This is a genomic window from Nitrosospira sp. Nsp13, assembly GCF_900101945.1.
Lineage (GTDB): Bacteria > Pseudomonadota > Gammaproteobacteria > Burkholderiales > Nitrosomonadaceae > Nitrosospira > Nitrosospira multiformis_D.
In genome coordinates this window covers 1-25073 of the sequence record NZ_FMVD01000017.1, presented here as the reverse complement: position 1 = coordinate 25073, position 25073 = coordinate 1, and the positions used below count along the sequence as shown (strand labels likewise).

The window sequence follows — 25073 nt, the reverse complement described above, 5'->3', positions numbered from 1 at the left end:
ATCGAATCGATTTAGCGTTGCCAGGACGAGAAGCCGCATTTTAGATGTACCACCTCAACCCCGCTTTGGCGGGATTTTTTTGCGCTGAAATCCTCATTATTTATGACAGAAACATTTGCGGTATCGGCTTATTTCTTATGAATGATGCCTTGTAGTACCTTAGTCCAATGCACTTCAGTCTAATATCCAGAGTTTCCTCAAGCCCGTAAGATCTCACCCATAAGTTGCCTGGATATCGCTTTTTCTTATAGGCAGCTTTCAAACGAATAAACATGAGAAGGGGAATACTGAGGTGATGAATAGGGCAATTAAGTTTTATACAATGGCAGGGGTTTTTGCTCTTGGAGTTGCTATGGTGCCGTCTGCCGGCATGGCGGCAGTGATCACCGCTTCGGTGGGTGGTATTCCCAGTGGTGCAGGGGTATATCTGAATTTTGATGCCCTTTCAGCTACGGGCGGTGCCGCAGGCCACGGTGTCACCGTGGCATTCAGCGGTACAGGAGCTGGCACAGCTGCTCTTCCAAACGTTTCGGGGCAATATGCCGCACCGTTCATTTCAGGTGGCAATGGGGCACCATTTGGCAACTCTCAGGCCGATGGTCCGGACGAGACCCAATACCTGACCACTGGCATTGGAGAAGTCGTATTCCAATTGGGTGAGTATAATGACTATTTTGGCTTGTTGTGGGGCTCGGTTGACAGTTACAACACACTATCCTTCTATGATGGCAGTAACTTGCTGTTTAATTTTTCCGGCCTTGATGTCAATAGCCTGGCCAATGGCGATCAGGGGGCGAGCGGCACGCTCTATGTGAACATTAATTCTTCCGTCGCTTTTGACAAGGTGATTGCGTCGAGTACAGGATGGGCGTTTGAGTTCGATAATGTGGCACTGTCGCGTAATCCTACCGACCTTCCTCAGAGCACCGTGCCTGAACCCGGCACCCTTGCTCTTCTATGTCTTGGCTTGCTGGGAGGCATAGCTGTCCGGCGTCGCCGGACTCAATAATCAGAGACGGTATTTAACGAGCCTTTTCTCGACAATCAGGTTTCTCAAACCCCGCTTTGGCGGGGTTTTTTATTGCAACGCGATCCTCTCGTCTACCAGAATCTGAGCGAATTATTCCGTCCGGTATTACGCATTCGAAGTCAGGAATTATCTGGTCCATGATGGATCAAACGTTTGCATAAAGCGTATGATCAGCCCGAGGTGTCGATAGATCGTTCCTCGCTGTTCTGATTACACTCGTTTCTTAACGGTATTTTCTGCCATGCTTTATCTGGTATTGATCTGTTTAATCCTTCTTATCGTTATTGGACCTTCATACTGGGTCAAACATACCATGGAGAAATATAGTGAACCGGCAGATCGCTATTCCTTCACAGGCGCACAACTCGCTCGAAATCTGCTGAATGAGGCTAATTTGCAGCACGTGGGGGTGGAAGAAACCAAGCTGGGCGATCATTATGATCCATCAGCAAAAATGGTCCGGCTTGCATCGGATAAATTCAACGGCCGCTCACTGACCGCTATCGCAGTTGCAGCGCATGAAGTCGGCCACGCGATCCAGGATCGGGATAACTATCCGCCACTTGCCCTGCGGACTACGCTGGTGCAATGGGCTGCACCCGCGGAGAAACTGGGTGCCGGTATTCTGATGCTGGCCCCGGTGATCATGACGGTTTTGCGTTCTCCCGCGGCAGGATTACTATTCGTTGTCGGTGGCATGTTGACCCTCGGCAGCGCGGCGCTGGTGCATGCGCTAACCCTTCCGATGGAAATGAATGCCAGTTTTGCTCGTGCCTTGCCCATTCTGGAGCGTGGGCGCTATCTGATCGAGGGAGACATGCCGCATGCCCGGCGCTTGCTCAATGCCGCAGCCTGGACTTATGTTGCGGCTTCTTTGATGACACTACTCAATATTGCACGCTGGGTGGCCATCCTGCGCCGCTGATGATCTAGCTCATCAACGAATCAGCGTGTCGTTTGTACTTATAAACCTGGCAACGATGAGTCTGCTAAGAGGTCGTCCTTCAATCCCCAATGGCTGTATTGTCTTGTTCCAGGTCTCGATACGGTAGCGAGTGGGGCCGGAAAGTCCACCAGCAAAATCAGCCACATCCCAATTCTTCCACAAACAGGTAGACCGCTTGCAGCGGAATGGTACGAAATATATTGCAATTCTTCTTCCTGCCGGAACTTCAGATGGGGCAGGGCGGCGATACCCGCAACATTGTTTTAGAGGACAAGAACCAAATTTCAATTTAAGGAACTGTGAAAAATATGTCCCTTATTTGTGAACTTATTGTGAACTATCAAGTCTGATATATTGAACTACTTGCAAGAGTAGTGGGATATTTACTAAATAGTATCTAGGAGCATCTTTCATGAAAACCCTTCCTAAAGTTTATGGTTTCATTCCCGTGATTCTCGCTCTCCTGTGGGCTGTTCCCGCCCTCATCTTGAATGAATTTAATACGGACGTGGTTATTTTAGAGTTATGCATCCTGGCGGCCACTTACATAGCGTACGCTCATCCCGGTATTTTCAGCTTCATGCCTCGCCGCGACAGGAAAATTACTCCCAGGGCCATGGCGTAAAACTTGGCAGTAGGACGAAACAGCAGGGTGTCCCGTTTTGTCGACGGTTTGGTATAGATGTTTTCCAATGGCCCTTGATACTGATGTATGTTTCGTCCATGTGCCAACTCGCGCCCCTGGGCGCTTACATTGCCGGAAGGCTTGATCCCGCGACCGTGTGGATCGAGCCTCGGTGATTCAGAGCGGAATACTTAACTGCAACGTCCTGCTCCTGCATCGTTCTTTCTACTTCCCCATAGCTGATAAGATCAGCTACATAACACCGTAAGCCCAGGTGTTATGGCCCTAGCTACTTTCGAAAAATCTATCCTCCTCGTTTCCCTGCTGCCTATTTTCCGGCAAGGCTACCTATCCGATGGAATCTCAACCCCTACGCAGACTGACGGGTCAATGTTCCTCCCCCCCATTCGGGGCAGGTTTTTGTAGCCAACCCAGAGTTGGTGGTTGGTCAATTTTTTTTCTACTCGACTTCTATTTAAATCAGCGCCGCGCTCAAATTCCGCTGGAGCGGGCATTGACGCTAATATGCTGACGTACCATTAGAGCTATAAAAATAGTGGGTTTACCTGTTCCTGCTCAAGTTTGGGCGCACAGTTTATGATTAACTTCTATACTATGGTTTGAGGTGAGTTAAATCGTTTTTATGAAAAATTTTGATGGTGAATTTAATTAACTTGGAGGAAGAAATTGAATAAGAAATTTTTAAAGGCACTTCATATTTTAACTAACGCTTTAATTGTTATAGGAGTTTACGGATGGATTGGTCAAGCATCGGCCGGCTCGCCCATGTATTTTTGTGTAGGGGAGAAGAACCTCAACTGTGAGATTCAACCTGTATATGATTGCGGTACCAGTGCACATGGAGTTGCTCAAGGTCTTTGTACGGCAAATACCCGACACGGCCCAAAATTTCTTGCATACCTTTTGACCGACGTTGCCAAGCATGATGGCGACAAGTGTGGCTATAGCATGTATAAGGTGGAGTGCTTGACTCGTGCTAGTTTATCCAAGCTGAGAAATCGTACCACCGAGGCCGCGTCTAAATTCCGGAAAATGGAAGAAACGATGAGCATAAAACCCATAAAAACCGAGAAATAGTATATAAGTTTTTTCCTTAAATCAGAGCTGCGATCAGGAAAGCTATAAGGCGAACAGAAATAGTCAAAAGTTCTCGGAAAGGCCTTGTCGAGGGGTGCATCGAGCTTATAATTTCCAGGGTCTAATCATTTCGGCCACAGTGGCATGAGCATCGTTGACATCGCTCATGGCGGAAATTGCCATTCAGGAGCAGCTGGCAAGCGTGTAAATCTGGGCAGCGTTGCCAGGCCGACAATCAGGTTTCACAAACCCCGCTTTGGTGGGGTTTTTTATTGCGCCGCAATCCACTCCTGTTTATGGCGTGCCGATCTGCTTATCGGCAAGCAGTGAGTCCATAAACCGTATCAAAACAGCGCAAGTGTAAATCCGATCCTATCGTGAATGATGCGAGGTACAGGCGGTGGATAAACGTATTTACAAATGGCCGGACTGCATCAGAGGGTCAAGGAACTCATATGTGAATGGCGGATAGGCTATTGCGAGCTCAGTCATGGCCAGGAATATCCGGATTACTTGCTGTGGGAGCAATCATAATGAATGCAAAAAATGCGATGAAGAATATAACGGCGAGGGTAAGAAATTGCTCGCTAGCTAGGTATTGCCCGGCTTATGACTGAAGCTTCCGAAAATCTCTTCGAGTTTTTCCTCAACGAGAATATCTTCCATTACAGGATCGGGTCTGCCGCCGCGAGTCCGATGCTCAGAGTACCACTGGTGAATAAGATGGCAAACATTGTCTTCATCCTCATTCCGGAATTCTGAAATATCGATTCCGCTGGCGTCGCAGATGTCCTCAATAAGAGACCAATCAAATTCAATATTCCCGTCAGTTGAAGAATCCCGCTTTAAACGAAGGTCTGAGAAATTGACGTCAGGTATGGTAATTTTCATTTTCTTCTCCTTATTGACCGGCTGGTATATGCCAATTATTCACATGAGCAATTAATGGTCAAGACCTATTTGCGAGAAACTTTTAGTCTTGATGGTGATTGAAAACTGCAGATCGTTTTAAAAACGACAAGCTGGGGTGACGGTGACACGCACCGGCACGGATTGTTGAGAATTTCGGCAAGCGCGTGTACGACGATTTTTTTCTCGGTCCATTTTGACAGAGTGCCCGGAAGAGGTTTTTAACTGGAATCCACCTTTGGCATTTAGCCCTTCCCAGTTATTTGCCGAGAAAACCCATTGCACTGTGCAACGGAACACTGGAAACCCTGATGATCCCCTCCAGCGGGTTATTCATCTCCACAATAATGAAAAGCGCACAGGAGACCGATAGCGCGGCAATCCCCAAAACAGTAATGACTGTTGGGTTGCGGGGAGCGAACATGCCAAAGCTGGTAAAGAGCATGGCAAGCCACGAGCACAGCACTACAAGCAATATTGCGGAAATCGATTTATGCCTTTGCTCGATCAACGTCCAGCGTAGTAGGGCCAGATCGTTGCTGAGCTGCATCGCCTCCGATTGAATCCTGCGCTGAGTGTCAGTTTGTGGCTGGAGATTGCTGATACTGGCGTGAATTTTCTCCAGAGTGGTCGATTTTACAATGACATCAATGCGTTGCGTGGTATGTTCCTCGGGCCAGATATATCGTATTGTGTTGTCGAGCGTGTTGCGAATCATGTCTCGGACATCCTTCGTCTCCGGCCCATAGCTCGCCAGGACGCGGTCAAGCAGGATGACCTTTGCCCCCAAATTGACAATTCCGGTATTCATCTCGTCAAGCGTATTTTTTGACGAGCTGACCAGCAAGCCGAGAACCAAGGCCGCCATCGTTGCCACGAGGCCAGCCCCCATCTTTACGGCCTCCTTTGATTCCTCGTTCACGTGGTGTGGGGGAAGGGCACTCCTCAGGAAAAAGCCGAACAGCGTCCCGCCAAAAATACAGACAAAAGCGACCAATGCGATAGTTATCGAACTCACGGCAATTTCGCCCGCTGAATGGTTTCAGTTTTCATAATCTGCCGAGGGGAAACGATAACAAATTCGAGAAGTAGCGGCCTGAGTATATGAGGCCCTGTCAACCTTAGTCAATCGCTGATTCTGTGCTGTGGACAGGCAAGCAGACACAGACAAGAACAGTGCTCCCACGCAGCAGATCGAAGTGGTGAGTGGGATTACGGGCGGTGGCCCGTTGCAATTTCTGACATTACCGACTGCGCCGACCGTGCTCAACACCCAGGTATCTTCCAGGCTATCTTGAGTGGCTATCTATGAACCGTTCGAACCAATCAGTTTCTCTTATTTTTGTCATATGGCTATGCGACGATCCAATGCAGTCGGGCACCCTCGGTCAATCAAACGACCTGATTATTTAATTTCAACGGAGCTTATAGTGATAGACGCACACCGCAATTCAAAAAAATTCTGCCGGCGCTTTTGGCGTCCTTACTAGTAGCTCCGGCCGCAAACGCAACGCCAATACTGCTTGGTATCGGCAGTTTTTCGAGTGCCGCGAGCGATATGTCGGGCTTGACTGGCTCACTGGAAAATGGGATCGCTGCCAATCTTCTTGGGGGTATGGGCTCAGGGCTGGCTTATGCGGGCAACAATACGTTCTTGGCGTTACCGGACAGAGGTCCGAATGCTCTCGCTTATGCGGGTGGGAGCTCTGTGGATAACACTACCTCCTTTATTTCCCGTTTTAACACGATCAGTTTAAGCTACTCGGCGGGTTCGGGTTCGCTGCCCCTCACGGTTACCACCAGTTTAAACAATACCACCTTGCTTTCAAGCACCACTCCATTGACCTACGCAACTGGCGGCGCCCCCGCATTGAACACTACAGCAATTAATTATTTCAGTGGTCGTTCGGATAATTTTGGACCAGGCAACTCGCTCAACCCAAGTAACGGGCGTCTCGATCCTGAAGGCATTCGTGTTTCAAACGATGGTAAAAGCGTGTTTATATCGGATGAATATGGTCCCTATGTGTATCAGTTTGAGCGTCAGACGGGCGAACGCATGAAGTCCTTTGTGTTGCCGGGTAATTTGGCCGTGGGCAACCTGAACTCACAAGGCGCCCTGGAAATCAGCGGAAATACCTCAGGTCGGGTAGCCAACAAGGGTATGGAAGGTCTTGCAATTTCCCCGGATGGCACTACTTTGTATGGCTTCATGCAAAGTCCGTTGGCGCAGGATGGCGGTGACGGCGGCAGGGCCAACCGCATCGTCAAAATAGATGTGGCGTCCGGCGCCACTCAAGAGTTCGCATATGACAATCAGATTGGCAGCAAGAACTTCAATAGCAGTGAAATCCTCGCCATTAACAATCATGAATTCCTTGTTCTGGAACGGGACGGCAAAGGACTGGGCGATGGTTCAAATGCGGCGATAAAGCAATTGTGGAAGGTCGATCTGGCGGGTGCCACTGACATAACGGGTATGAGTGGCGAAGCAAATCTTTTAGCCAACCAGGGACATCCGGCAAGCAGCTTGTTTCTTGATATCAGGGCGTTGCTCAACGCAAATGGCATCACTGATGCAAATATCCCGTCCAAGTTGGAAGGTGTGGCCTTTGGTGACGATGTAACTGTTGGCGCGAACACTTTTCACACTCTTGTTTTGGCTAACGACAATGATTTTACCTCTGTTGCAGGCGACAACAAGTTTTTCGTAATCGGTTTCAAGGACGCCGATCTTGGGGGATCTGTGTATCTTCCCCAAACAGTAGCGGCAGTTCCAGAACCGGAAACTTACGCCATGCTGTTGGCAGGTCTTGGCTTGGTAGGTGCAGTAGCTCGTCGCAGGGTAATCTCAACTAATTAAATTGTAGTAGTTGTGATTTAATCTGACAGCAGGACCTTGCCAAAGGCGGGGTTACCCGGTTTGATAGAGGTGACCCTACCCCACAAAACGGCCTCATTTAAAAGTAGAATTTCCGGCATGATTTAACCTTGATGAAAGGAGTCATGACGTGAAGAGAAGCAAGTATACGGAGCAGCAAATTGCATTTGCGCTGAAGCAGGCCGAGCTTGGCACGCCGGTTGAAGAGGTCTGCAGGAAGCTGGGTATCAGCGATGCGACATTTTACAACTGGAAGAAGAAGTACGGTGGGCTGGGCCCTCCGGAATTACGGCGGTTGCGTCAACTGGAAGAAGAGAACAGCAAATTGAAGCGACTGGTCGCCGACTTGAGTCTGGACAAAATCATGCTGCAGGACGTATTGTCAAAAAAGCTTTGAAGCCTTTTCGCAAGCGCATTCTGATCGATGAGTTGCGTGACCGTTACCGTGCCAGTTTGAGACAGACCTGCAGGCTGCTGACGATGTCGAGTTCAGTATATAGGTATCAGTCACGCGCCCGGGATTCGTCCGTGCTGCTTATGCGCATCAAGGAGATTTCCGCGGCAAGGGCGCATTATGGCTATCGGCGTGTGCATGTTCTGCTCAAGCGGGAAGGCTTTAGAGACAATCACAAGCAGGTTTACCGGTTGTATCGGGAGGAAGGGCTGTCACTACGGTTTAAGCGTCCCAAGCGCAACAAGTCGGCGCGACTGCGCCAGCCCAAACACTTTGTTACGGCAATGAATCAGATCTCGAGCATGGATTTCGTGGCCGATGCACTGTTCGATGGCAGGCGCCTTCGTGCTTTGACCGTCGTGGACAACTATACGCGCGAGAGTCTAGCCATCGAGGTCGGCCAGAGCCTGAAAGGACAGGATGTCGTGAATACGCTCAACCGTATTGCCACGAAGCGGGGGTTACCTGCCATTATCAAAGTTGATAACGGGAGCGAATTCATTTCCAAGGTCATGGATAAATGGGCGTACAAGCGCGGCATCGAACTTGACTTCAGCCGTCCCGGCAAGCCGACAGACAATGCCAAGGTGGAAAGCTTCAATGGCCGCCTGCGGCAGGAGTGCCTCAACGCACATTGGTTTTTGTCTTTAGAGGATGCCAGGCGCAAGATCGATGACTGGCGACAGTACTATAATGAGACTCGTCCCCACTCTGCATTGCAGTGGGCAACACCAGCGGAATTCGCCCGCCAGGCAAGGGAGAGTCCCTTACCCGGTAGGCTGACGGAGCCGGAATTTTCCATTTTAGACCGGTGCTGATTTTGGGGGCAGGTCACCAAGAATCGGATTCTACTATCTCATGAAGCTAATGAAGGGGGCAGGTCAGGTGCCGTGAACCGTTCTCGCTTGAGCGACGGCGGCGTCATTCTTGTATTGTTCTTCAAATAATCCTACATTTAATGATAGCTATTCTGTCATCCAATAGTAGTACAGGAGCGTCCAATGACAAAATCAAATAACGAACCTTGGAATCTTCCACTTTGTGACATAGTAATGGAGGGTGGCATTACTAGTGGCGTAATCTACCCTAAGGCGGTCGTAACCCTATCGAAGCAGTTTCGCATCAAAAACATTGGTGGTACTTCTGCAGGCGCCATTGCGGCCTCTGCTACAGCCGCAGCAGAGCTTGGCAGGCTACGAAATCCGACTGTCGATCCTGGATACTCACGATTGAGCAAGCTTGCTGATGAACTGGCGGGAAGCGGGTTCTCAAATAACAAATCAACCCGCCTCCAGGATTTATTCCAACCCCAGAAGCAAACGCGTCCTCTTTTCATGATGTTAATTTCGGCTCTAAACCAAGGGCCTAAAGAGAAGATTGCAAAAGCCTTAGTCTTGGAGGCGTTCAGACAATTCCCGATCCATTTTTGGGCGGCCTTTACACCGACGTTGATACTTTTAGTAATTCCCATAATCTGGGCGATTATCTCAGGCTACGCTGATAACTGGCTGGAATTGATTTTCTTATTTTTTTCTTTTTCCCTCGCGCTTTTGTTATCAATTCTGGTGGGAACTGCAGCTTTATTTTTTGCGATTTTAAGCATAGTAAAAGGGCCAATGGTTGAGAACGGGTACGGGGTTTGCAAAGGTTATGATGCTAAAGCAGACACGTTGAAACCTGGCGATGTGAGGGAGCCTTTGACTTTATGGTTGCACAGGCTTCTCAACGAATGTGCCGATAAACAGTCTAATGATCCACCCCTGACTTTTGGGGAACTTTGGAAACCCGGTAATAAAGAATCCGATCCACCAGAATGGTTACAAGATGCTGGCATTACAGAATGGCGTTATGTCGATCTACAGATGATGAGCACCAATGTGACTCATGGGCGTCCATATCGGTTTCCGTTCAAAGACGATGATCAGCATTTGTATTTTAAAGAAACAGAATTAAGGGATTTGTTTCCCGGCATCGTGGTGGACCATATGGTTGCGCATGCACGTTCTTATGAAGAAAACCGCTACGGCGGCGAACCCCAAAAACTTCCTGCTGGTATGCATATGCTTCCTGCACAGGAAGATTTGCCGGTTGTTTTTGTAACTCGTTTAAGCTTGAGTTTTCCATTTTTACTTTCTGCGGTTCCTTTATATGCTACCGACTTTGAGAAAAAAGATAAAGATACAAGAGTGTTGGAGCGTTGTTGGTTCTCAGATGGCGGGATTTGCGTAAATTTTCCCATTCATTTTTTCGATGCACCGCTACCGCTCTGGCCAACTTTTGGCATTAAATTGGAGGATGAGCAGACGCGCTATTGGAAAATTACGCAAGATCTAAATATTAATCCGACGATTGACCAAAACGACCCTAATCGTTTTTTCTTTCCAACACAAAATGAGGCAGGTCGCGGAGAGAGTTGGACTCGTTTTGACGACGCAACGGATGGGAGTAAAAAGCTAGGAGGGTTTGCTATTAATTTGATCAATGCAGCACGAAATTGGCATGACAATATGTTGACGCGAGCACCCGGAGTGAGGGATAGAGTTGTTCGAGTTTATCTAAAAAAAACAGAAGGTGGTTTGAATTTGAACATGAGTCCGAATCTAGTTAAAGGACTCTCCGCAATCGGTGAGCTAGCAGCTCAAAAGCTTGTGGAGCGATTCACGCAAGATTCTAGTCATATTATGAATTTCAATAATCATCGATGGGTGCGTTTGCGTAATCTCACTGGCGTCGTGGAACAAGATTTATCTACAGTTCATCAGTCCTTAGCAGCGCGACCTCCAGCCGTAATTGATTGGTCTAAGCTGATCGACAACGCGAGTAAAAAGGATGCTCAATACCCCATAGATGTACAGCAAGGAAAAAAAACTAAAGAATTACTTGCGACACTAAAAACACTTTCTATGTGCGCATCAACTGAACCAGAAATTCTAGATAAACAATCGCCTAGACGGACGCCTATCATACGAATAACTCCAAATATATAAAGATTAAGCGAAAGACGCTGATTTGCGAAAAATTGAAAGGATTGTAAAAAAAGCTGTGATGCGAAACGTAGCTTCATTGCGAGATAGGTATTGAGTTTTCTTTAAAATAATTTTTGGAGTCGGCCATCATTAACAATGAACTTGTTTCCGCTAAGGTACCTACTAGCATTGCTGAGACTGAGCAAGGCGGGCTACAGTATGGGTTTTGAAGGTTCTGCGATCAATGAGTTCGCACTTAAGACTGGCAAAGAAACTCTCCGCCATGGCGTTGTCGTGTGCATCGCCGACCGTTCCCATGGAAGGTTGCACACCCATCTGGCGGTAGCGATTGCCGAAGGGGCCAAGCTGGTGTATTGGCTCCCCTGGTCGCTAGATAGCATAAAAATTTTTCAGATAAATAGGAGGTTCCAATGACAGCGAAGAAGATAGCCATAGCCACCCTCACTGCCTTTATGAGCAACATGGCGATTTCAGTTCATGCTCAATCAACATCGAAGATCCAGCAAACAGAACCACCTCAGGAGGTCATAAGTAGCGCTCAGCGATGGCAAACACAGCAACGCTGGTCTTGCATGCCGGGGGTTCCGCAGAAGGCTTTTAATTATGCAAAGTTTGTCAATGACATGAATGCACAAATGAACTCAATAGCAGGCGGTGGGTGGGAGCTTGTGAGTTTCAATCAAGTGTCAATTGCAGGTGAGTCCTGTTTTGTGGCCACGTTTAAGGCACCTAAAAAATGACAGCTCACACTTTTGTATTAGGGGGTCTAAGCCCAAACCTACGGAATAGAAAATACAAAGCCCGCCAATTGCCGTGATAATTCGAGAGCTTGGTTTTTGTTATTTTGATTAGAAAGATTAATCCGGCGCTGCCTGGCCTGCGTTAAGAGATAGGCAAATGCACCATGACTTTCGGGAGTCAGCCTCCAAACCAATACATACAAAAGTGCTATGGTAAAAATCATATTCTACAAAAACTATGTTTATCCCCCAAAAATGTACATAAAATCGTCCGTGGGCCTGGTTGGGTGAAATTAACAGCTGTTGCCTTGGCTTGGAAACAAGTTCCTTCGGAACTCATGAATCGACTGATTACGCCAATTAAAGCTAATTTGTCGCCCTGTTTACGGGGACTTCCTAAGAAAATTGGCCCTCCGCTGTCACCAGAACAAAAAGAGCTATTATTATCTTTCCAGATTTCATAGCTCCATTCGAGTGGTTGATCTTTTGCAGTAAGCATAAGATGTTGTGCGCCAATATAGAGTCCATTCTTTGAGAAATTTTTAGGCATAGTAGTTACTCCATAACCTGCGATTGTGATTGGCAGCTCGCCATCAGATGAAATTTCAGTCAGCACTGGAAAAGGTATCCAATCAACAGCGGCGGCGGAAGACACTCGTAATAAGGCAAAGTCATAGGCTAGATCAGGACACTTCGGAAGACAAGATAACAACATCTCCCTTGGGACCTGGGGTGCCATAATGAGGGGAAAAACCTTTCCTTCTATATTTGCAATAGTCACCCGAGAGGCACTGATTACCTCCACTTCAGTGCCGAGTGTCTCAATAACGCAGTGTGCTGCCGTTATTATTAAACCATCTCCCATGGACGAACCAGTACATATGCGCTTACCATCAACTAGGATAGGAACAACCGAGCGGAAGAATTCAAGGGACCATGGATCACCCTCGACGCAAATATCTTTATTGCCTGTTGTCGATGGCTTATATCCTGGTGGGCATAGTGGTTTGATGATAAGAGGTGCATTACCGCTGGCCATTACTGACATAGGGACAGTCAATGCAATCAGACTTGCAAAAAAGATAAAGATAAACTTCATCTAACGCCACCTAAATTTAGAAGACGTGCCTCAGCTTCAATTTTGTCTGCTTTTGCTTTCAAAAGCTCTGTTTCAGATTTAAGCGTCTTTAGTTCCGCACCAGCTGCTGCCGTGGCAGCAGCTTCATCAGCAGTTTTTTTCTTGGCCAAAAAGCTCTCGACTGAAGTGGCAGTTCCGGATATGGCAGTAGCGATTTTTTCCAGGCGACTCTCATTTCCATAGGTAAAGCTTTCAAGTCGGCCATTAGATGCAAAGGTGAGTGCGAGATTATTCTTTTGGAATGTCCCATTTTCCAAGGGAATAACGGCGTAGCGACCAAATTGAGCAGCTTGAGTCATTAGTGTTGCGAGGACTTTGGGCTTAGCACCGGTACAGAGTCCTGCGCATACTAACAATACAATGGGGGCAGGCTCTTTATAGATAACACCCTGGCCAATCAAGGCCTTTGGAAGAGCGACCAGATCAGTAGGTTTATCGCGGATATGCATGACCGTTTTCAGCGTACGGTCGTATGCATCACGATCATTTGAATTGGCGGTAGAAATAAGTGCTGCATTAGCGAACCATGAAACCAATTTGTCAGGAGCAGGTGTGAAGGTTTGTTCAAGGTTTGAAATAGTAGGATCAAAAACATAAACTTCGATAATCTGGAGAATGGTTCTAGCCGATACCATTGCCGCAACCCATCCAGCACGAGTTTTTTCATCTAAAGTAGGATCGAGAAGTTTTGTCTTGCCTGCGCGTAATGTATCCAGCGCCTTATATATTTCTGGCCGACAAAGCTGCGGAGCATTGGTTGCGGCAGGAACTCCAATTACCATTTTGGCCACAGTAATGGCCGTATTGACGGTACTTTTTATAATTTCCCCGCTTCGGTCATCAACCGTTGCTCCAAAAGTATGCAATGTTTGGTTATCGTAGACTGTCCCTACCAAAGTAGTCGTTTTCCATAGTGACGTCATAGTTTTTATGGGAATCGAATAGAGTTCCGCGGGATCTGCTACCGGTGTTTCAGCAATGGAGGTTGATTGACTAATGATCAAGGGACGGCTAGCCGCAGCAGCATCGCCGGCAGCATTTGGACATTCCCGCAACTCATAGGTTGCCGTCACTGTGAATTGTTGTCGTGGTAAATAGTAGCTAAATCCCGGTTCAAGGGGCTGATTACCCACTATTAGGCGCTCATGTGTAAGAACCGTGGTGCATCCCGAATTAAAAAAAATAAGTGAAAGAACGATAACTAGTTTTCGCATCTGATTACTCCCATATTCTGATGCCGCTGTCAGGATAGACACCCAAAGAATTTTCTTCATTACGTCGCCACAAATTAGTATTCGGAGTAATTTGCTACTTCCATACTCACAGCAGAGATCTATGACGCCCCACAGTGTAAATACAATTCTAATTAACTATAGCACCGCATCGAAAAAAATTTTTGCTAGCAATTGCCGAATTGCCTCAATAAAAAAGTAATCGAAGGAGTGCATCAAGAGGATAGGTTGCTCAAATTGTTGGTAACCGAACTAAGTGGGGGTTATCGAGACATGGGTAAGCATGAGAGACGGGGCGATCTTGAGGCGATAAAGAGCGGATCGATCAATGGGGTCAGACTCGATTGATCTTGAATTGTTCTGATTTCCTATCCCCACCCTTGGCTGTGGGCTCTACTCGTCTCTTCAATTTCTCTTGAATACTTCGCTTGAACCGGTCATCTCCCAATACCCAAGCTTTATTTGTCGCCTCTCTGATCGCGTTAATGTTCTCTTTAGATATATGGTGCTTGAACAATTGCCGGTATGCATTCCGGCGCTCCTCGTCATTATTTCCCAAACGCCGGTATTCAGGATGTGGTGTTATCAAATTGTTAGCCTGGTTCAAGGCATTATAGCCATAACTTGACCAACGGTATTCGGAGGGGTGCTTTACCATGCCTGCACGCACTGGATTAAGTTCTGCGTAACGCATGCAAGTCAATAAATACGCCTCGGTATCAATCAGAGTGGCTTTGTAACGCCCTTCCCACAGTGTGCCCGTGCGCTGGTAGCAATGATTGAAATATTGTACGTAGTAACGCCCTAGCATTTGTAAGGCTTTGCTCAGGCCCTGCTCTTCGTGGGGTGTGACAAGTAAGTGTACGTGGTTGGTCATCAGCACGTAAGCATGAATATCACAGTTGTGTTTTTTGCTGGCCGACCGTAACTTCTCAAGAAAGAAAAGATAATCTGCTTCTGCACAGAAAATCTCAGTTCGATTATTGCCACGCATGATGACGTGTTGCGGTTGGCCGGGAAGGATAAATCTGGACAAGCGGGCCATCACAATCCTTTATTTCAGGGAGAAGAGCCGACTATATCGCATCACTAGCTTATAATCAATCGAGTCTGACCCCATTGATCCTATTATTAGTCTGACCCCATTGATCCTTTTGATAGCGAACAGAGTATCTACCAAAGCAAGAAATCAAAAGTACTATTTACTTTATATCGTGACCGAAGTATAGAGTGACCAGATGACCCTCAATCTCTTACCGGAGCGCCCTTCCATGAAAACGATCCGCCCCTTTGGAACCCGCAGTTTAATCCTGATCCTTGCGCCAGCCCTTGGCATTAGCGTTGGCTTTGCGTCTCCGGCCTTCGCTCAAGCTTTTCGTGAAGTTCCAGTCATCGTGAATCCTGACGGCAAGGTGACCGATCTTGGCACGCTGGGCGGGTCTTTCAGCAACGGTTACGGCATCAACGATTCCGGACAGGTGGTGGGAGAGTCCGCTACAACCAGAGGCGAGAGGCACGCCTTCATAACCGGTCCCGACGGCATGGGGATGACCGATCTGGGCACGCTGGGCGGGTCTTTCAGCGCAGCTTACGGCATCAACGATTCTGGACAGGTGGTGGGAGAGTCCGCTACAACCAGAGGCGAGAGGCACGCCTTCATAACCGGTCCCGGCGGCATGGGGATGACCGATCTTGGCACCCTGGGCGGGTCTTCCAGCTCCGCCACCGGCATCAACGATTCCGGACAGGTGGTGGGATGGTACCGTACAACCGGAGATTTCGGCTACCACGCCTTCATAATCGGTCCCGGCGGCATGGGGATGACCGATCTTGGCACCTTGGGCGGGTCTTCCAGCTCCGCTTCCGGCATCAACGATTCCGGACAAGTGGTGGGATGGTCCTATACAACCGGAGGCGAGGGTCACGCCTTCATAACCGGTCCCGACGGCATGGGGATGACCGATCTTGGCACCCTGGGTGGTAATTTCAGCGTCGCTTCCGGCATCAACGATTCCGGACAGGTGGCGGGATACTCCGCTACAACCGGAGGCGAGACGCACGCCTTCATAACCGGTCCCGGCGGCATGGGGATGACCGATCTTGGCACCCTGGGCGGATCTTACAGCTACGCTTCTGGTATCAACGATTCCGGACAGGTGGTGGGATGGTCCGATGCAACCGGAGGCGCCCGGCACGCCTTCATAACCGGTCCCGATGGCATGGGGATGACCGATCTGACTTCGTTTGCGGATCTCCCAGATAGGGTCTACGATGCTTTGGGGATCAATAATCAGGGGCAGGTAATTGCATTGTCCGTTCCCGAACCCGCCTCATACGCCCTGATGCTGGCCGGGTTGGGTCTGGTCAGTTTCATGGCGCGGGGGAAGAAGCTGCCGGGCAATAACCAGAGCGCCCTGTCCTGAAAACGGCCCCGCTTCTTTGGGACGTATAGCGAAATGACGTACAGCGAAATGACATGCAGCGTAAACGCCCGCTTTTGCGCCCTACGTCTTAGTGGCGATTTCCGCGAAGTCGCCAGTATCGGCTACGATCTTTTTTCCTATTTCCTAGCACCTGGCAGCGAGAATTAACCCACGGCCGGGTGCGGCGATGCTACGCGCGCCACGAAGACCGCTGCTTGATTGAACCTAAATCGTCGCCCCTGAAATACCCATTTAACCCGCGCCGATATTGGGATCCAGGAGTATACAACGGATGAAGAATTTGCCAGAATTGGGGTTATTTCCCCCTGATTTCTGGTGAATTCATGAAGCCGAAAAAGCAAGAGTCAAGCACCTGTGATGACCTGTTCCGCCTGCGCCTGGAGCAGCTACTGGATCAACGTCATGTTCTGTACCGGCTGGCGGGCAAGATTGACTGGAATGCGGTAGAAGAGCGCTTTGGCAGACTCTACGAGCGGATCAACGGGGTCAGACTCGATTGATCTTGAATTGTTCTGATTTCCTATCCCCACCCTTGGCCGTGGGCTCTACTCGTCTCTTCAATTTCTCTTGAATACTTCGCTTGAACCGGTCATCTCCCAATACCCAAGCTTTATTTGTCGCCTCTCTGATCGCGTTAATGTTCTCTTTAGATATATGGTGCTTGAACAATTGCCGGTATGCATTCCGGCGCTCCTCGTCATTATTTCCCAAACGCCGGTATTCAGGATGTGGTGTTATCAAATTGTTAGCCTGGTTCAAGGCATTATAGCCATAACTTGACCAACGGTATTCGGAGGGGTGCTTTACCATGCCTGCACGCACTGGATTAAGTTCTGCGTAACGCATGCAAGTCAATAAATACGCCTCGGTATCAATCAGAGTGGCTTTGTAACGCCCTTCCCACAGTGTGCCCGTGCGCTGGTAGCAATGATTGAAATATTGTACGTAGTAACGCCCTAGCATTTGTAAGGCTTTGCTCAGGCCCTGCTCTTCGTGGGGTGTGACAAGTAAGTGTACGTGGTTGGTCATCAGCACGTAAGCATGAATATCACAGTTGTGTTTTTTGCTGGCCGACCGTAACTTCTCAAGAAAGAAAAGATAATCTGCTTCTGCACAGAAAATCTCAGTTCGATTATTGCCACGCATGATGACGTGTTGCGGTTGGCCGGGAAGGATAAATCTGGACAAGCGGGCCATCACAATCCTTTATTTCAGGGAGAAGAGCCGACTATATCGCATCACTAGCTTATAATCAATCGAGTCTGACCCCATTGATTCATTGATTTCCGCGACAGCATAATCCACCGGAATGCTCTTCTGTCCTCGGTGCCCATCGCGCCATTTTGTTTGAAACGACGTCTCCGAACCACACACATGAACAGGCTAACTCAATTCTTACTATCTTCCAACCAAGCTACAAATAGTTGCAATCAAATCCCTCCCTTCCACCGGTTTGGTAACGTGCGTCTGAAAACCAGCGTTTATTGCATTGATCTGGTCTTCTGAGTGAGCAAATGCCGTGAGTGCGATGGCGAGTGTTTTGCCGCCGCTCTCAGGAGGAAGACTTCTGATCTCATGAATGAACTGGTACCCATTCTTGTCCGGCATGCCGATGTCGCTGATCAGCACATCCGGTTTGTTAAGCCTTAAGAGTTGCAGCCCTTCTGTTGCGCTCGCGGCCGTGGTCACACTGGCTTGGCAGTGAGCGAGAATTTGTTTGATAAGCTCACGGGCGTCCAGCTCGTCGTCAACTACTAACACGTTTACTCCTGAAAGCGAAAAGTTTTCCCTGTCGGAGGGATTTTGCGGCAAGGACAACGGCGCATTTATCACTCTATCGCTAGCGGTGGTAAGCGGCAGGTATACAATAAACGAGGACCCTTTATTCTCCCCGGCACTCTCGGCCCGAACACTGCCGCCGTGCAGCTCCACTAACTGCTTGACTATGGCAAGGCCTAGACCCAAACCGCCATATTGCCGCGTAAGTGAGGCATCGGCTTGCCGGAAGCGATCAAACACATAGGGCATAAATTTGGGCGATATACCCAGGCCCGAGTCATGAATGCTTATTTCGAGATGCGAGCCTATCTGCTCAACGATAATTTCTATTTTACCGCCCTTGGGCGTAAATTTTATCGCGTTGGAAAGGAGGTTCCAGAAGATCTGCTGGAGCCGGTTGGAGTCTCCTACGATCGGGTTTACTCGTTGGTCAATTTTTTTTTGCAGGATAATTTCCTTGGCTTGCGCGGCTGGCTTCATCGACTCAATCGCTGCATCCACGATGTTGGCTAAGTCTAATCGCTGCATTTCAAGCCGTACTTTCCCCGAGATGATGCTGCTCATTTCAAGAAGATCTTCAATGAGCTTATTTTGGGCGCGCGCATTTCGCTCAATAGTTTCCAGGCCTCGATGAATGTCTTCTTGCTTTACGTTTCCGCTCAGCATGAGCTGTGACCATCCCAGAACTGCGTTCAATGGTGTCCTGAGTTCATGGGAGAGGGTTGACAAAAACTCGTCCTTAAGCTGACTGGCCCGCTCTACCTCATTTCTGGCAATACGTTCATTTTCAAGAAGTTGTTTTTTTTCTGCGTCCGCCAGGACTAACGCTTCGCTGAGTGCTGCCACCTCATTGCTGGCAGCCTCGCCGTAATGACTGGGGCGGGTACCTCGGGTGGTGCCCGCGACTTGGCGGCCAAGCTCCGCCAAAGGCTGCAATATGCCGCGGCGGGTGTAAAAGATAATAGCCATCGTAGCAAGCACAGCGATAAAAATGAGCGCTATTTTCATCATACCCTGACGCTCGAGAAGTTTCAGCCAGAGATCCGTTTCGGCCTGCATGCGCTCATTGGATGAGTCCATGAATTGCTGAATTGGCTCCATAATTTCTGCTTTATTGGCAATAAAGCGCTGACCAAACAACAGACCAATGGCAAATTCTCTATCGGGTCTACCACGTACCGTAAAATTACCCTGCCCGTCGTCATAAAGTCCTTTAATCGCCGCAATTGCTTGTCTTTCAAGTTTAACCAACTCATTGGAGCGCTCGAGGGATTTCTCAACCAACGTAAATTCCTCGTTGCTGAAATCTGCTCGACGAATCCTCTCCAGCAAGGAAATAGTCTCGCCCTGTTCGACAAAAGGGATTTTTCCTGCTGACACAAGGTGCCAGTATGTGGCGGAATAATTCAGTGGGCGCGGCCGAAGGCCCTTGCGGATATCTAATATTACATTGAAATAGTGCTCATAGATGGGTTCCCCGGTAATCACATATGTACGTGACATGCGGGTAAGGTCATCCGAGCTTTGCAGCATCTCATCTGCGAGCAGAAGTGCACGGAATCGATGCCCCTCATTGTTGTAAATCTCATCCTGAATGCTCACAGAATGAAATACCAATGCCCCTATCGCTATCAGGAGCAATGCAAGGACAACATTAGAAAATTTAGTAAATTGTTTTATATTCATTGGGATCTTGCTCGTTGACACTGACCACGCGCGGGAATGCCATAATGGGGCTGTAAGCCAACTCGCCGAGAATTCGGCTCTGATGCGGCTTTGTTGAAAAAAATAAGAATCGTGGTGCACTACTGGGTTTTTCCGGGTAGACCATCGAATGCCAGATTTCAAATGGCGACGGTTCAAAGAAGTGCTGCATGTCGATTGCTGTTTTGGATCGGATGTAATGTGGGATCGGCTACTATGGAGCGTATGCTACCAATACGCTGTTCAGGAGGAAGAGTAGCGATGTAATACCTAGTGCTGAGAGTGCGTGCGCTAGAAAATGGGAAGGCATTGTCAAGATTTCCAATGGTGATGGTAGAGGCACCCGATGAAGGCAGAGTCCACGAGTTGCTTGAAGAATGGGAAGGGATCGGTGGTGTCACCCCGAATTGTGCCGCTGCAATCCGCCACTGTGCGTTGGTACACCGATAACAGCGAGCCGCAGCGTGCCGATGAGGCACGCTGAAGGAATAAATTATTTGTTGTTAGAGCAAATGCCCTTAATAGGGCAAGTCCACGAAACGGAAAAATCGTACGCTAAGCCTCAGCGGATATTCATAGCGGTTGGAAACTTACCGGTTCAGCGCCTGATTGCGGGACGAAGCATAATTTTCACTGAGTTTCGAAGCTATCTGCCGATGCAAACCAGCCAGTTGTATGTCTGCGCTAACAGTCTGCTCGTAATGGCGTACTAACGCTTCGGCATGCGATTGCAGGTGTTGTGCCTGCCTGCCATAGAGGTAGCTTTTGTTCTCATAGTGCTCAAGCAGTTCCTTTTGTTCCTTCACTTTGACCTGCATTTGCTGGACGGCATCTTCATAGAGTTTCGCCACGGCCACATGGTCGCTGCGGGTAACGGCTTTCTGAGCGGCTGCGCGAATCTCAGGGGTGTCAAGAGGCTCAGCTGCGGTCGCAAAAGGGCTCAGCGAGGCGAGCAGGCCCACCAGCGATAACGCCGCAAAAATATTGCCTAATTTTGTTTTCATGATAGGGAATGAAAACAAATAGAATGAAAATGGCTTCAATTCTAATTAAGTCAATACTGCAAGTATATCGGGGAAACCCCGGTTTTATACTAAGGGAAACTCTTAGGAACAGATGGGCACCGATTTCTAAGTCGGGCAGCTCAAACAGGGAACAAATCAATCACGTGGAAAAATTACGTGACGATTTTCAGCTATATACGCCACCTCTTTTACGACTCCAGACTGGGAACGGGCTGAATTTAAGAGATCGAAATTCGACTCAAAGCTACGCCGAATGGGGCTTTACGGGCCGTCAGTTATGAAGCGTATACCAATACTTGGAAGAATTCCTGAGAGCAGAGTAAAACAGAATTTCTGTAGATTTGGAGGAGGAGAGATAGAAACGAAATACTTTTTCACCAACTTCGCTGTACTACGAATTATCTTTTCGACCGTGAAAGAGGTGTTGGAAAGTAGCAATATAGTAGCAATGAAATAATGAAGCAATCCATAGGACTATCAACTACTTGATTTAATGGTTCCCCGACCACGGCTCGAACCTGGGGCCTGCGGATTAACAGTCCGAAGCAAAACCGGATTGTGGCTAGCTTACCCCTGGCAGATTATGACCGTCTGCTGCCTGATCTCGAACTCGTGAACATACCCCGTCGGGGAAGGAATCTATTAACCCAATATCCGCATAACCCACCTGTATTTTCCCATTGATTGCATCATTGGCCGCCTATGCACAAAAACTAGAAACAATAGGCGCGATCCAATATCGGCACGGTTACCTGATCGTCATAAACTGGACGGAATTGGAGGAGCGCGCAGGCGAGAGCTACGCGGTCATTAGTAAGGAAGATGAACGTTTTAGACGAGATATCCGCGCTTAGCTGATGAGGCTTTTCGCATGCCTAGTTCGCCTATGTTGCAGCAGTGCGACCCTGTAAATATCTTTTACTTGAATGTCTGCTATCGCACTGACGTCCTGAGGCATCTATTACATTATCCCCCCTAGCATTTTGTTGAGAAGTCAATTTTCGTATCGCATTAATAAAAGGAGGAAAGAGTGAAAAGATTACTTATATTAGCAATCGGTATGATGCTGCCGGCATTTTCAGCCATGGCGGAAGACGCCAGTAAGAAGGGTGGCCTTAATGATGCCGAAATTGCTCACATCGTTGTTACGGCCAACCAGGTTGATATCGACGCGGGCAATCTTGCAAAGAAGAAAGCATCCCATAAAGATGTCCACGCCTACGCTCACCGGATGATTGGCGAGCACACCGACGTTAACAAGCAGGCGACGGAATTAGTAGCCAAACTCAAGGTAACGCCACAGGACAATGCGATTAGCAAGAGCCTGAAATCGGATGGCAAGAAAAACCTCGCTAAATTAAATGGGCTAAGCGGTAACGAATTCGACAAGGCTTATATCGACGGCGAAGTTAAGCTTCACCAGCAGGTAATCGATGTGGCTGACAATCAGCTGGTGCCCAACGTAAAGAATGAAGAGTTGAAAACTCTGCTGGTCAAGGTGCGTCCCGCCTTGGTCTCGCATCTTGAACATGCGCAACAGATACAAGCATCTTTCGGTGACAAGCGCTAATCCTTGAAGCCAAAGCTGAAGTTTTTTTTTAATATTATAGGAGTGAGGATCATGTCCACGACCGGAAGCACTACTTCAGGGAAAACTACCGCGCGTAGCACAACCACACGCGTGACGAAAAATAACGCTATCAAGCTCCTGACCGAGGATCACAACAAGGTCAAAAAGCTATTCAAGGAATTCGAAAAGCTCAGCAAAAAGAATGATGAGGAAGGAAAAGAAGAGCTTGCGACGCAGATCTGTAAAGAACTGACTGTACATGCGCAGCTGGAGGAGGAAATATTCTACCCGGCGGTGCGTGAAGCCATTGATGATGACGAGTTAATGAATGAAGCGATGGTAGAACATACGTCGGCTAAGGACCTGATCGCACAAATCCAGTCCATGGCAGCCTCGGATCCGATGTATGACGCGGTCGTCACCGTGTTAGGTGAATATATTAATCATCATGTCGAAGAAGAGCAGAATGAAATGTTCCCCAAGGTGCAAAAGTCGAATATGGATCTAGAGGAACTTGGCCTTGAAATGGCCGAGCGCAAAGAGGCATTAGTGGAGGATTAAAGAACAATACCGGACTCTTCTTGAATATGCACCTCGGATAGATACCCAGCTATCGAACGGATTACTTTTTCTGGGTAGGCAGCAGTAGCAGTATTTTTCAAATATTACTTTCACAGGAGACAACCATGAGCTACGAAGATCGCGATACCTACGGTATGTACAAAAATTACGACGAAAAAGGCCCCGGGCCCCGATTAATGGGTGCCGATACGCTCATCGGGAATGACGTTTACAATCAGAAGGATGAAGACCTGGGCGATATCAAGGAAATCATGCTGGACGTGAATAACGGCAGAATCGCTTATGCGGTGTTATCTTTTGGCGGATTTCTCGGTATTGCCGACAAACTGTTCGCCGTACCCTGGAGTGCGCTGAAACTCGATACCGTGAACAAGCGCTTTTTGCTCAATGTGGAGAAGAAGAGCCTCGAATCTGCCCCTGGATTCGATAAGGATAATTGGCCGAATATGGCGGACCCCACTTGGCAAAACACAGTGCATTCTTACTACGGAACAAAACCCTACTAAGATAATTCAACCTTCATCCAGTACGGTTGTTCGTAAGGATTCGATCGAAAGTGCAAGTGGGTGAAGCTGCGGCTGTCATCGTGGAGTGCTCGCCTGCTCGCCTGCTCGCCTGCTCGGATGAAGGTCTGAATGACGTCCTGCCGTAATTTATTGAGGCCGTTGGGGAGCACGGCACTTAGTGCGCGAAACGGTCCCTCCACGGTTTAGCGCCATAGCGAGGATGAGGGGGGAGGGATCACAGACTCAACAGGCTGGGCCGATATTCTTTCGATGCGCCGGAAGACGTCGCCTGCGTAGAACTGCGGTCGCTGCGCAATCCTCATGATGGTCTATGATCAGAGCACGCCGGTAACTCTGTTGGGGTGGAAGAGAAGAGAACTTGGCCCACTCTCCATTCCAAATTAACGTCTCTTTAAAATTTCTCTAGGCAAGTTTCATCGAAAACTAACATTGTTGCTGGCTACATTTTTTCGGAGCTGATCAGCTATTGCCACTTCAAAGTTCTATGTCCTGAGTCATTCTGCCCGTAAACAATCCGCTGGTGGAGATAGAGAGGAGGCATTTCTTTCTGGTCGGAGTTCCTCGATTCTTATAATCAAAATATATTGTTGCATGGCCTGCTTATCATGACGGATTCTCCCCTTTATTTCAAATATCACGAAATTCGGAATCGTACGCTAGCCTTAATTAATTTCTTGCAGGATGAGGACTGCTGTGTGCAATCCATGGAAGAAACAAGTCCAGTCAAATGGCATCTTGGTCATATCGCTTGGTTCTTTGAGACTTTTGTGCTGCAGCATTATGAGAAACCTTATAAGCCGTTTCATGAACACTTTGCACCTATGTTCAGTTCTTATGACAAGGCTGGTAAAACGCACCCGGATCCGAAGCGCGGGTTATTCACGCGCCCTGCACTGGGAGAGATCCGTAAATACTGCCAGAACGTAGATGCTCGCATGGGTGGAGTACTGGTCTTAGCCGAGCAGGACGAAATGTTGCGGATGTTGATCGTCCTTGGCATGCATCATGAACAACAACATCAGGAACTCATTCTCACGGATATTAAGCATTTATTCTCGCAGAATCCGTTATATCCAAGCTATCGATCCTTTTCGCCAGACTCCCCATCTTGTCCAGGTGCAAACCTGCCTCTATTAGAGTGGCATCAATTCACAGGCGGACTCGTGGAAATCGGATTTGAAGGAGAAGGCTTTAGCTACGACAACGAATCTCCTAGGCATAAACAGTTTATACAACCCTATTCGCTTGCGACGCGTCTCGTCACAAATGGCGAATATCTTCAGTTCATTGAAGCAGGCGGGTACGAAAACCCAGTATTATGGCTTTCAGAAGGATTGGACTGGGTCAAATCAAACAAGAGATATCATCCCCTATACTGGCGTGCCGACAAAAATGAATGGAA

General features: G+C 48.3%; 23 protein-coding genes and 1 pseudogene. 14 read left to right on the top strand and 10 right to left on the bottom strand.

Translation table 11 applies throughout. The features are described from left to right. Nucleotides 1–352 precede the first annotated feature (352 nt). The 4 genes from BLO43_RS14675 to BLO43_RS14660 all read left to right on the top strand — a co-directional run bounded on the left by BLO43_RS14675 (nt 353) and on the right by BLO43_RS14660 (nt 3699). Nucleotides 353–1009: an Npun_F0296 family exosortase-dependent surface protein gene (locus BLO43_RS14675; RefSeq protein WP_175443984.1), complete on the top strand. Its 657-nt coding sequence runs from the start codon at nt 353–355 to the stop codon at nt 1007–1009. A 262-nt stretch (nt 1010–1271) separates the two neighbouring features. Then, nucleotides 1272–1955: a zinc metallopeptidase gene (locus BLO43_RS14670; RefSeq protein ID WP_090907711.1), complete on the top strand. Its 684-nt coding sequence runs from the start codon at nt 1272–1274 to the stop codon at nt 1953–1955. A gap of 433 nt (nt 1956–2388) precedes the next feature. Beyond that, the gene (locus BLO43_RS14665; protein ID WP_090907710.1) at nt 2389–2601 is read left to right on the top strand and encodes a hypothetical protein; all 213 of its coding nucleotides are present in this window, start codon (nt 2389–2391) and stop codon (nt 2599–2601) included. A 687-nt stretch (nt 2602–3288) separates the two neighbouring features. After that, nucleotides 3289–3699, top strand: a complete 411-nt coding sequence (locus BLO43_RS14660; RefSeq protein WP_074632837.1) for a hypothetical protein — start codon at nt 3289–3291, stop codon at nt 3697–3699. Nucleotides 3700–4290: 591 nt separating this feature from the next. Here BLO43_RS14660 and BLO43_RS14650 read toward each other — a convergent pair. Both BLO43_RS14650 and BLO43_RS14645 read right to left on the bottom strand, forming a co-directional pair. After that, the gene (locus tag BLO43_RS14650; protein ID WP_090907708.1) at nt 4291–4590 is read right to left on the bottom strand and encodes a hypothetical protein; all 300 of its coding nucleotides are present in this window, start codon (nt 4588–4590) and stop codon (nt 4291–4293) included. Between the two features lie 277 nt (nt 4591–4867). After that, a complete protein-coding gene (locus BLO43_RS14645; RefSeq protein WP_074632832.1) occupies nt 4868–5626 on the bottom strand; it encodes a bestrophin-like domain in 759 nt (252 codons plus the stop codon). 540 nt (nt 5627–6166) lie between these two features. Here BLO43_RS14645 and BLO43_RS14640 point away from each other — a divergent pair. The 3 genes from BLO43_RS14640 to BLO43_RS14630 all read left to right on the top strand — a co-directional run bounded on the left by BLO43_RS14640 (nt 6167) and on the right by BLO43_RS14630 (nt 10930). Then, nucleotides 6167–7471 carry an esterase-like activity of phytase family protein gene (locus tag BLO43_RS14640; protein ID WP_254773499.1) on the top strand — a complete coding sequence of 435 codons (1305 nt, stop codon included), beginning with the start codon at nt 6167–6169 and terminating at the stop codon, nt 7469–7471. Between the two features lie 148 nt (nt 7472–7619). After that, nucleotides 7620–8761 (top strand): IS3 family transposase gene (locus tag BLO43_RS14635; RefSeq protein WP_090907706.1). Its coding sequence is split into 2 segments (ribosomal slippage): nt 7620–7872 and nt 7872–8761, totalling 1143 coding nucleotides; the frame shifts between segments, so codons are not numbered across the junction. 183 nt (nt 8762–8944) lie between these two features. Beyond that, on the top strand, nt 8945–10930 hold the full coding sequence (locus tag BLO43_RS14630; protein ID WP_090907705.1) for a patatin-like phospholipase domain-containing protein: 1986 nt from the start codon (nt 8945–8947) through the stop codon (nt 10928–10930). A 201-nt stretch (nt 10931–11131) separates the two neighbouring features. Here the strand turns inward: BLO43_RS14630 and BLO43_RS16535 are convergent. Continuing rightward, nucleotides 11132–11301: pseudogene (locus BLO43_RS16535) on the bottom strand (IS3 family transposase); the annotation flags it as partial. 39 nt (nt 11302–11340) lie between these two features. Here BLO43_RS16535 and BLO43_RS14625 point away from each other — a divergent pair. After that, entirely contained in the window at nt 11341–11670 is a 330-nt protein-coding gene (locus BLO43_RS14625; protein ID WP_090907704.1) for a hypothetical protein, read from the top strand. Nucleotides 11671–11890: 220 nt separating this feature from the next. On the opposite strand, the gene BLO43_RS14615 is transcribed toward BLO43_RS14625, so the two are convergent. The 3 genes from BLO43_RS14615 to BLO43_RS14605 form a co-directional block, all read right to left on the bottom strand. After that, nucleotides 11891–12769 (bottom strand): trypsin-like serine protease, encoded by an 879-nt coding sequence (locus tag BLO43_RS14615; RefSeq protein WP_090907702.1) that lies wholly within the window; start codon nt 12767–12769, stop codon nt 11891–11893. Further along, nucleotides 12766–14082, bottom strand: coding sequence for a hypothetical protein (locus BLO43_RS14610; protein ID WP_139149293.1), 1317 nt, complete (start codon nt 14080–14082; stop codon nt 12766–12768). The genes BLO43_RS14615 and BLO43_RS14610 overlap by 4 nt, the downstream gene beginning before the upstream one ends. A gap of 292 nt (nt 14083–14374) precedes the next feature. Then, entirely contained in the window at nt 14375–15085 is a 711-nt protein-coding gene (locus BLO43_RS14605; RefSeq protein WP_090907699.1) for a transposase, read from the bottom strand. Nucleotides 15086–15311: 226 nt separating this feature from the next. Here BLO43_RS14605 and BLO43_RS14600 point away from each other — a divergent pair, with 226 nt between their 5' ends. Together BLO43_RS14600 and BLO43_RS16860 are read left to right on the top strand one after the other, a co-directional pair. Beyond that, complete coding sequence (locus BLO43_RS14600) at nt 15312–16463, top strand: PEP-CTERM sorting domain-containing protein (protein ID WP_090907700.1); 1152 nt, start codon at nt 15312–15314, stop codon at nt 16461–16463. A 344-nt stretch (nt 16464–16807) separates the two neighbouring features. After that, nucleotides 16808–16984, top strand: a complete 177-nt coding sequence (locus tag BLO43_RS16860) for a hypothetical protein (protein WP_175443983.1) — start codon at nt 16808–16810, stop codon at nt 16982–16984. Here the strand turns inward: BLO43_RS16860 and BLO43_RS14595 are convergent. The 4 genes from BLO43_RS14595 to BLO43_RS14580 form a co-directional block, all read right to left on the bottom strand. Then, entirely contained in the window at nt 16971–17681 is a 711-nt protein-coding gene (locus tag BLO43_RS14595; protein ID WP_090907699.1) for a transposase, read from the bottom strand. The genes BLO43_RS16860 and BLO43_RS14595 overlap by 14 nt on opposite strands. A gap of 201 nt (nt 17682–17882) precedes the next feature. Next, complete coding sequence (locus tag BLO43_RS14590) at nt 17883–19949, bottom strand: ATP-binding protein (protein WP_090907698.1); 2067 nt, start codon at nt 19947–19949, stop codon at nt 17883–17885. Then, nucleotides 19927–20139 carry a hypothetical protein gene (locus BLO43_RS14585; RefSeq protein WP_090907697.1) on the bottom strand — a complete coding sequence of 71 codons (213 nt, stop codon included), beginning with the start codon at nt 20137–20139 and terminating at the stop codon, nt 19927–19929. Before BLO43_RS14585 ends, BLO43_RS14590 begins: the two co-directional genes overlap by 23 nt. Nucleotides 20140–20557: 418 nt before the next feature. Next, entirely contained in the window at nt 20558–20971 is a 414-nt protein-coding gene (locus tag BLO43_RS14580; RefSeq protein ID WP_090907696.1) for a hypothetical protein, read from the bottom strand. A 1051-nt stretch (nt 20972–22022) separates the two neighbouring features. Here BLO43_RS14580 and BLO43_RS14575 point away from each other — a divergent pair. The 4 genes from BLO43_RS14575 to BLO43_RS14560 all read left to right on the top strand — a co-directional run. After that, complete coding sequence (locus BLO43_RS14575; protein WP_217628082.1) at nt 22023–22562, top strand: DUF4142 domain-containing protein; 540 nt, start codon at nt 22023–22025, stop codon at nt 22560–22562. Nucleotides 22563–22613: 51 nt separating this feature from the next. Beyond that, nucleotides 22614–23123, top strand: coding sequence for a hemerythrin domain-containing protein (locus BLO43_RS14570; protein ID WP_090907694.1), 510 nt, complete (start codon nt 22614–22616; stop codon nt 23121–23123). 125 nt (nt 23124–23248) lie between these two features. Then, a complete protein-coding gene (locus tag BLO43_RS14565; protein ID WP_090905801.1) occupies nt 23249–23650 on the top strand; it encodes a PRC-barrel domain-containing protein in 402 nt (133 codons plus the stop codon). A gap of 626 nt (nt 23651–24276) precedes the next feature. Beyond that, nucleotides 24277–25073: DinB family protein (locus BLO43_RS14560; RefSeq protein ID WP_139149292.1), on the top strand; the 797-nt coding region annotated here is incomplete at its 3' end.

What these genes read in the sequence shown, in the direction of transcription:
- BLO43_RS14675 (WP_175443984.1), top strand. Translation starts at nt 353, where the DNA reads ATGGTGCCGTCTGCCGGCATGGCGGCAGTGATCACCGCTTCGGTGGGT.
- BLO43_RS14670 (WP_090907711.1), top strand. Translation starts at nt 1,272, where the DNA reads ATGCTTTATCTGGTATTGATCTGTTTAATCCTTCTTATCGTTATTGGA.
- BLO43_RS14665 (WP_090907710.1), top strand. Translation starts at nt 2,389, where the DNA reads ATGAAAACCCTTCCTAAAGTTTATGGTTTCATTCCCGTGATTCTCGCT.
- BLO43_RS14650 (WP_090907708.1), bottom strand. Translation starts at nt 4,590, where the DNA reads ATGAAAATTACCATACCTGACGTCAATTTCTCAGACCTTCGTTTAAAG.
- BLO43_RS14640 (WP_254773499.1), top strand. Translation starts at nt 6,167, where the DNA reads ATGTCGGGCTTGACTGGCTCACTGGAAAATGGGATCGCTGCCAATCTT.
- BLO43_RS14630 (WP_090907705.1), top strand. Translation starts at nt 8,945, where the DNA reads ATGACAAAATCAAATAACGAACCTTGGAATCTTCCACTTTGTGACATA.
- BLO43_RS14625 (WP_090907704.1), top strand. Translation starts at nt 11,341, where the DNA reads ATGACAGCGAAGAAGATAGCCATAGCCACCCTCACTGCCTTTATGAGC.
- BLO43_RS14615 (WP_090907702.1), bottom strand. Translation starts at nt 12,769, where the DNA reads ATGAAGTTTATCTTTATCTTTTTTGCAAGTCTGATTGCATTGACTGTC.
- BLO43_RS14610 (WP_139149293.1), bottom strand. Translation starts at nt 14,082, where the DNA reads ATGAAGAAAATTCTTTGGGTGTCTATCCTGACAGCGGCATCAGAATAT.
- BLO43_RS14605 (WP_090907699.1), bottom strand. Translation starts at nt 15,085, where the DNA reads ATGGCCCGCTTGTCCAGATTTATCCTTCCCGGCCAACCGCAACACGTC.
- BLO43_RS14600 (WP_090907700.1), top strand. Translation starts at nt 15,312, where the DNA reads ATGAAAACGATCCGCCCCTTTGGAACCCGCAGTTTAATCCTGATCCTT.
- BLO43_RS16860 (WP_175443983.1), top strand. Translation starts at nt 16,808, where the DNA reads ATGAAGCCGAAAAAGCAAGAGTCAAGCACCTGTGATGACCTGTTCCGC.
- BLO43_RS14595 (WP_090907699.1), bottom strand. Translation starts at nt 17,681, where the DNA reads ATGGCCCGCTTGTCCAGATTTATCCTTCCCGGCCAACCGCAACACGTC.
- BLO43_RS14590 (WP_090907698.1), bottom strand. Translation starts at nt 19,949, where the DNA reads ATGAATATAAAACAATTTACTAAATTTTCTAATGTTGTCCTTGCATTG.
- BLO43_RS14585 (WP_090907697.1), bottom strand. Translation starts at nt 20,139, where the DNA reads ATGCAGCACTTCTTTGAACCGTCGCCATTTGAAATCTGGCATTCGATG.
- BLO43_RS14580 (WP_090907696.1), bottom strand. Translation starts at nt 20,971, where the DNA reads ATGAAAACAAAATTAGGCAATATTTTTGCGGCGTTATCGCTGGTGGGC.
- BLO43_RS14570 (WP_090907694.1), top strand. Translation starts at nt 22,614, where the DNA reads ATGTCCACGACCGGAAGCACTACTTCAGGGAAAACTACCGCGCGTAGC.
- BLO43_RS14565 (WP_090905801.1), top strand. Translation starts at nt 23,249, where the DNA reads ATGAGCTACGAAGATCGCGATACCTACGGTATGTACAAAAATTACGAC.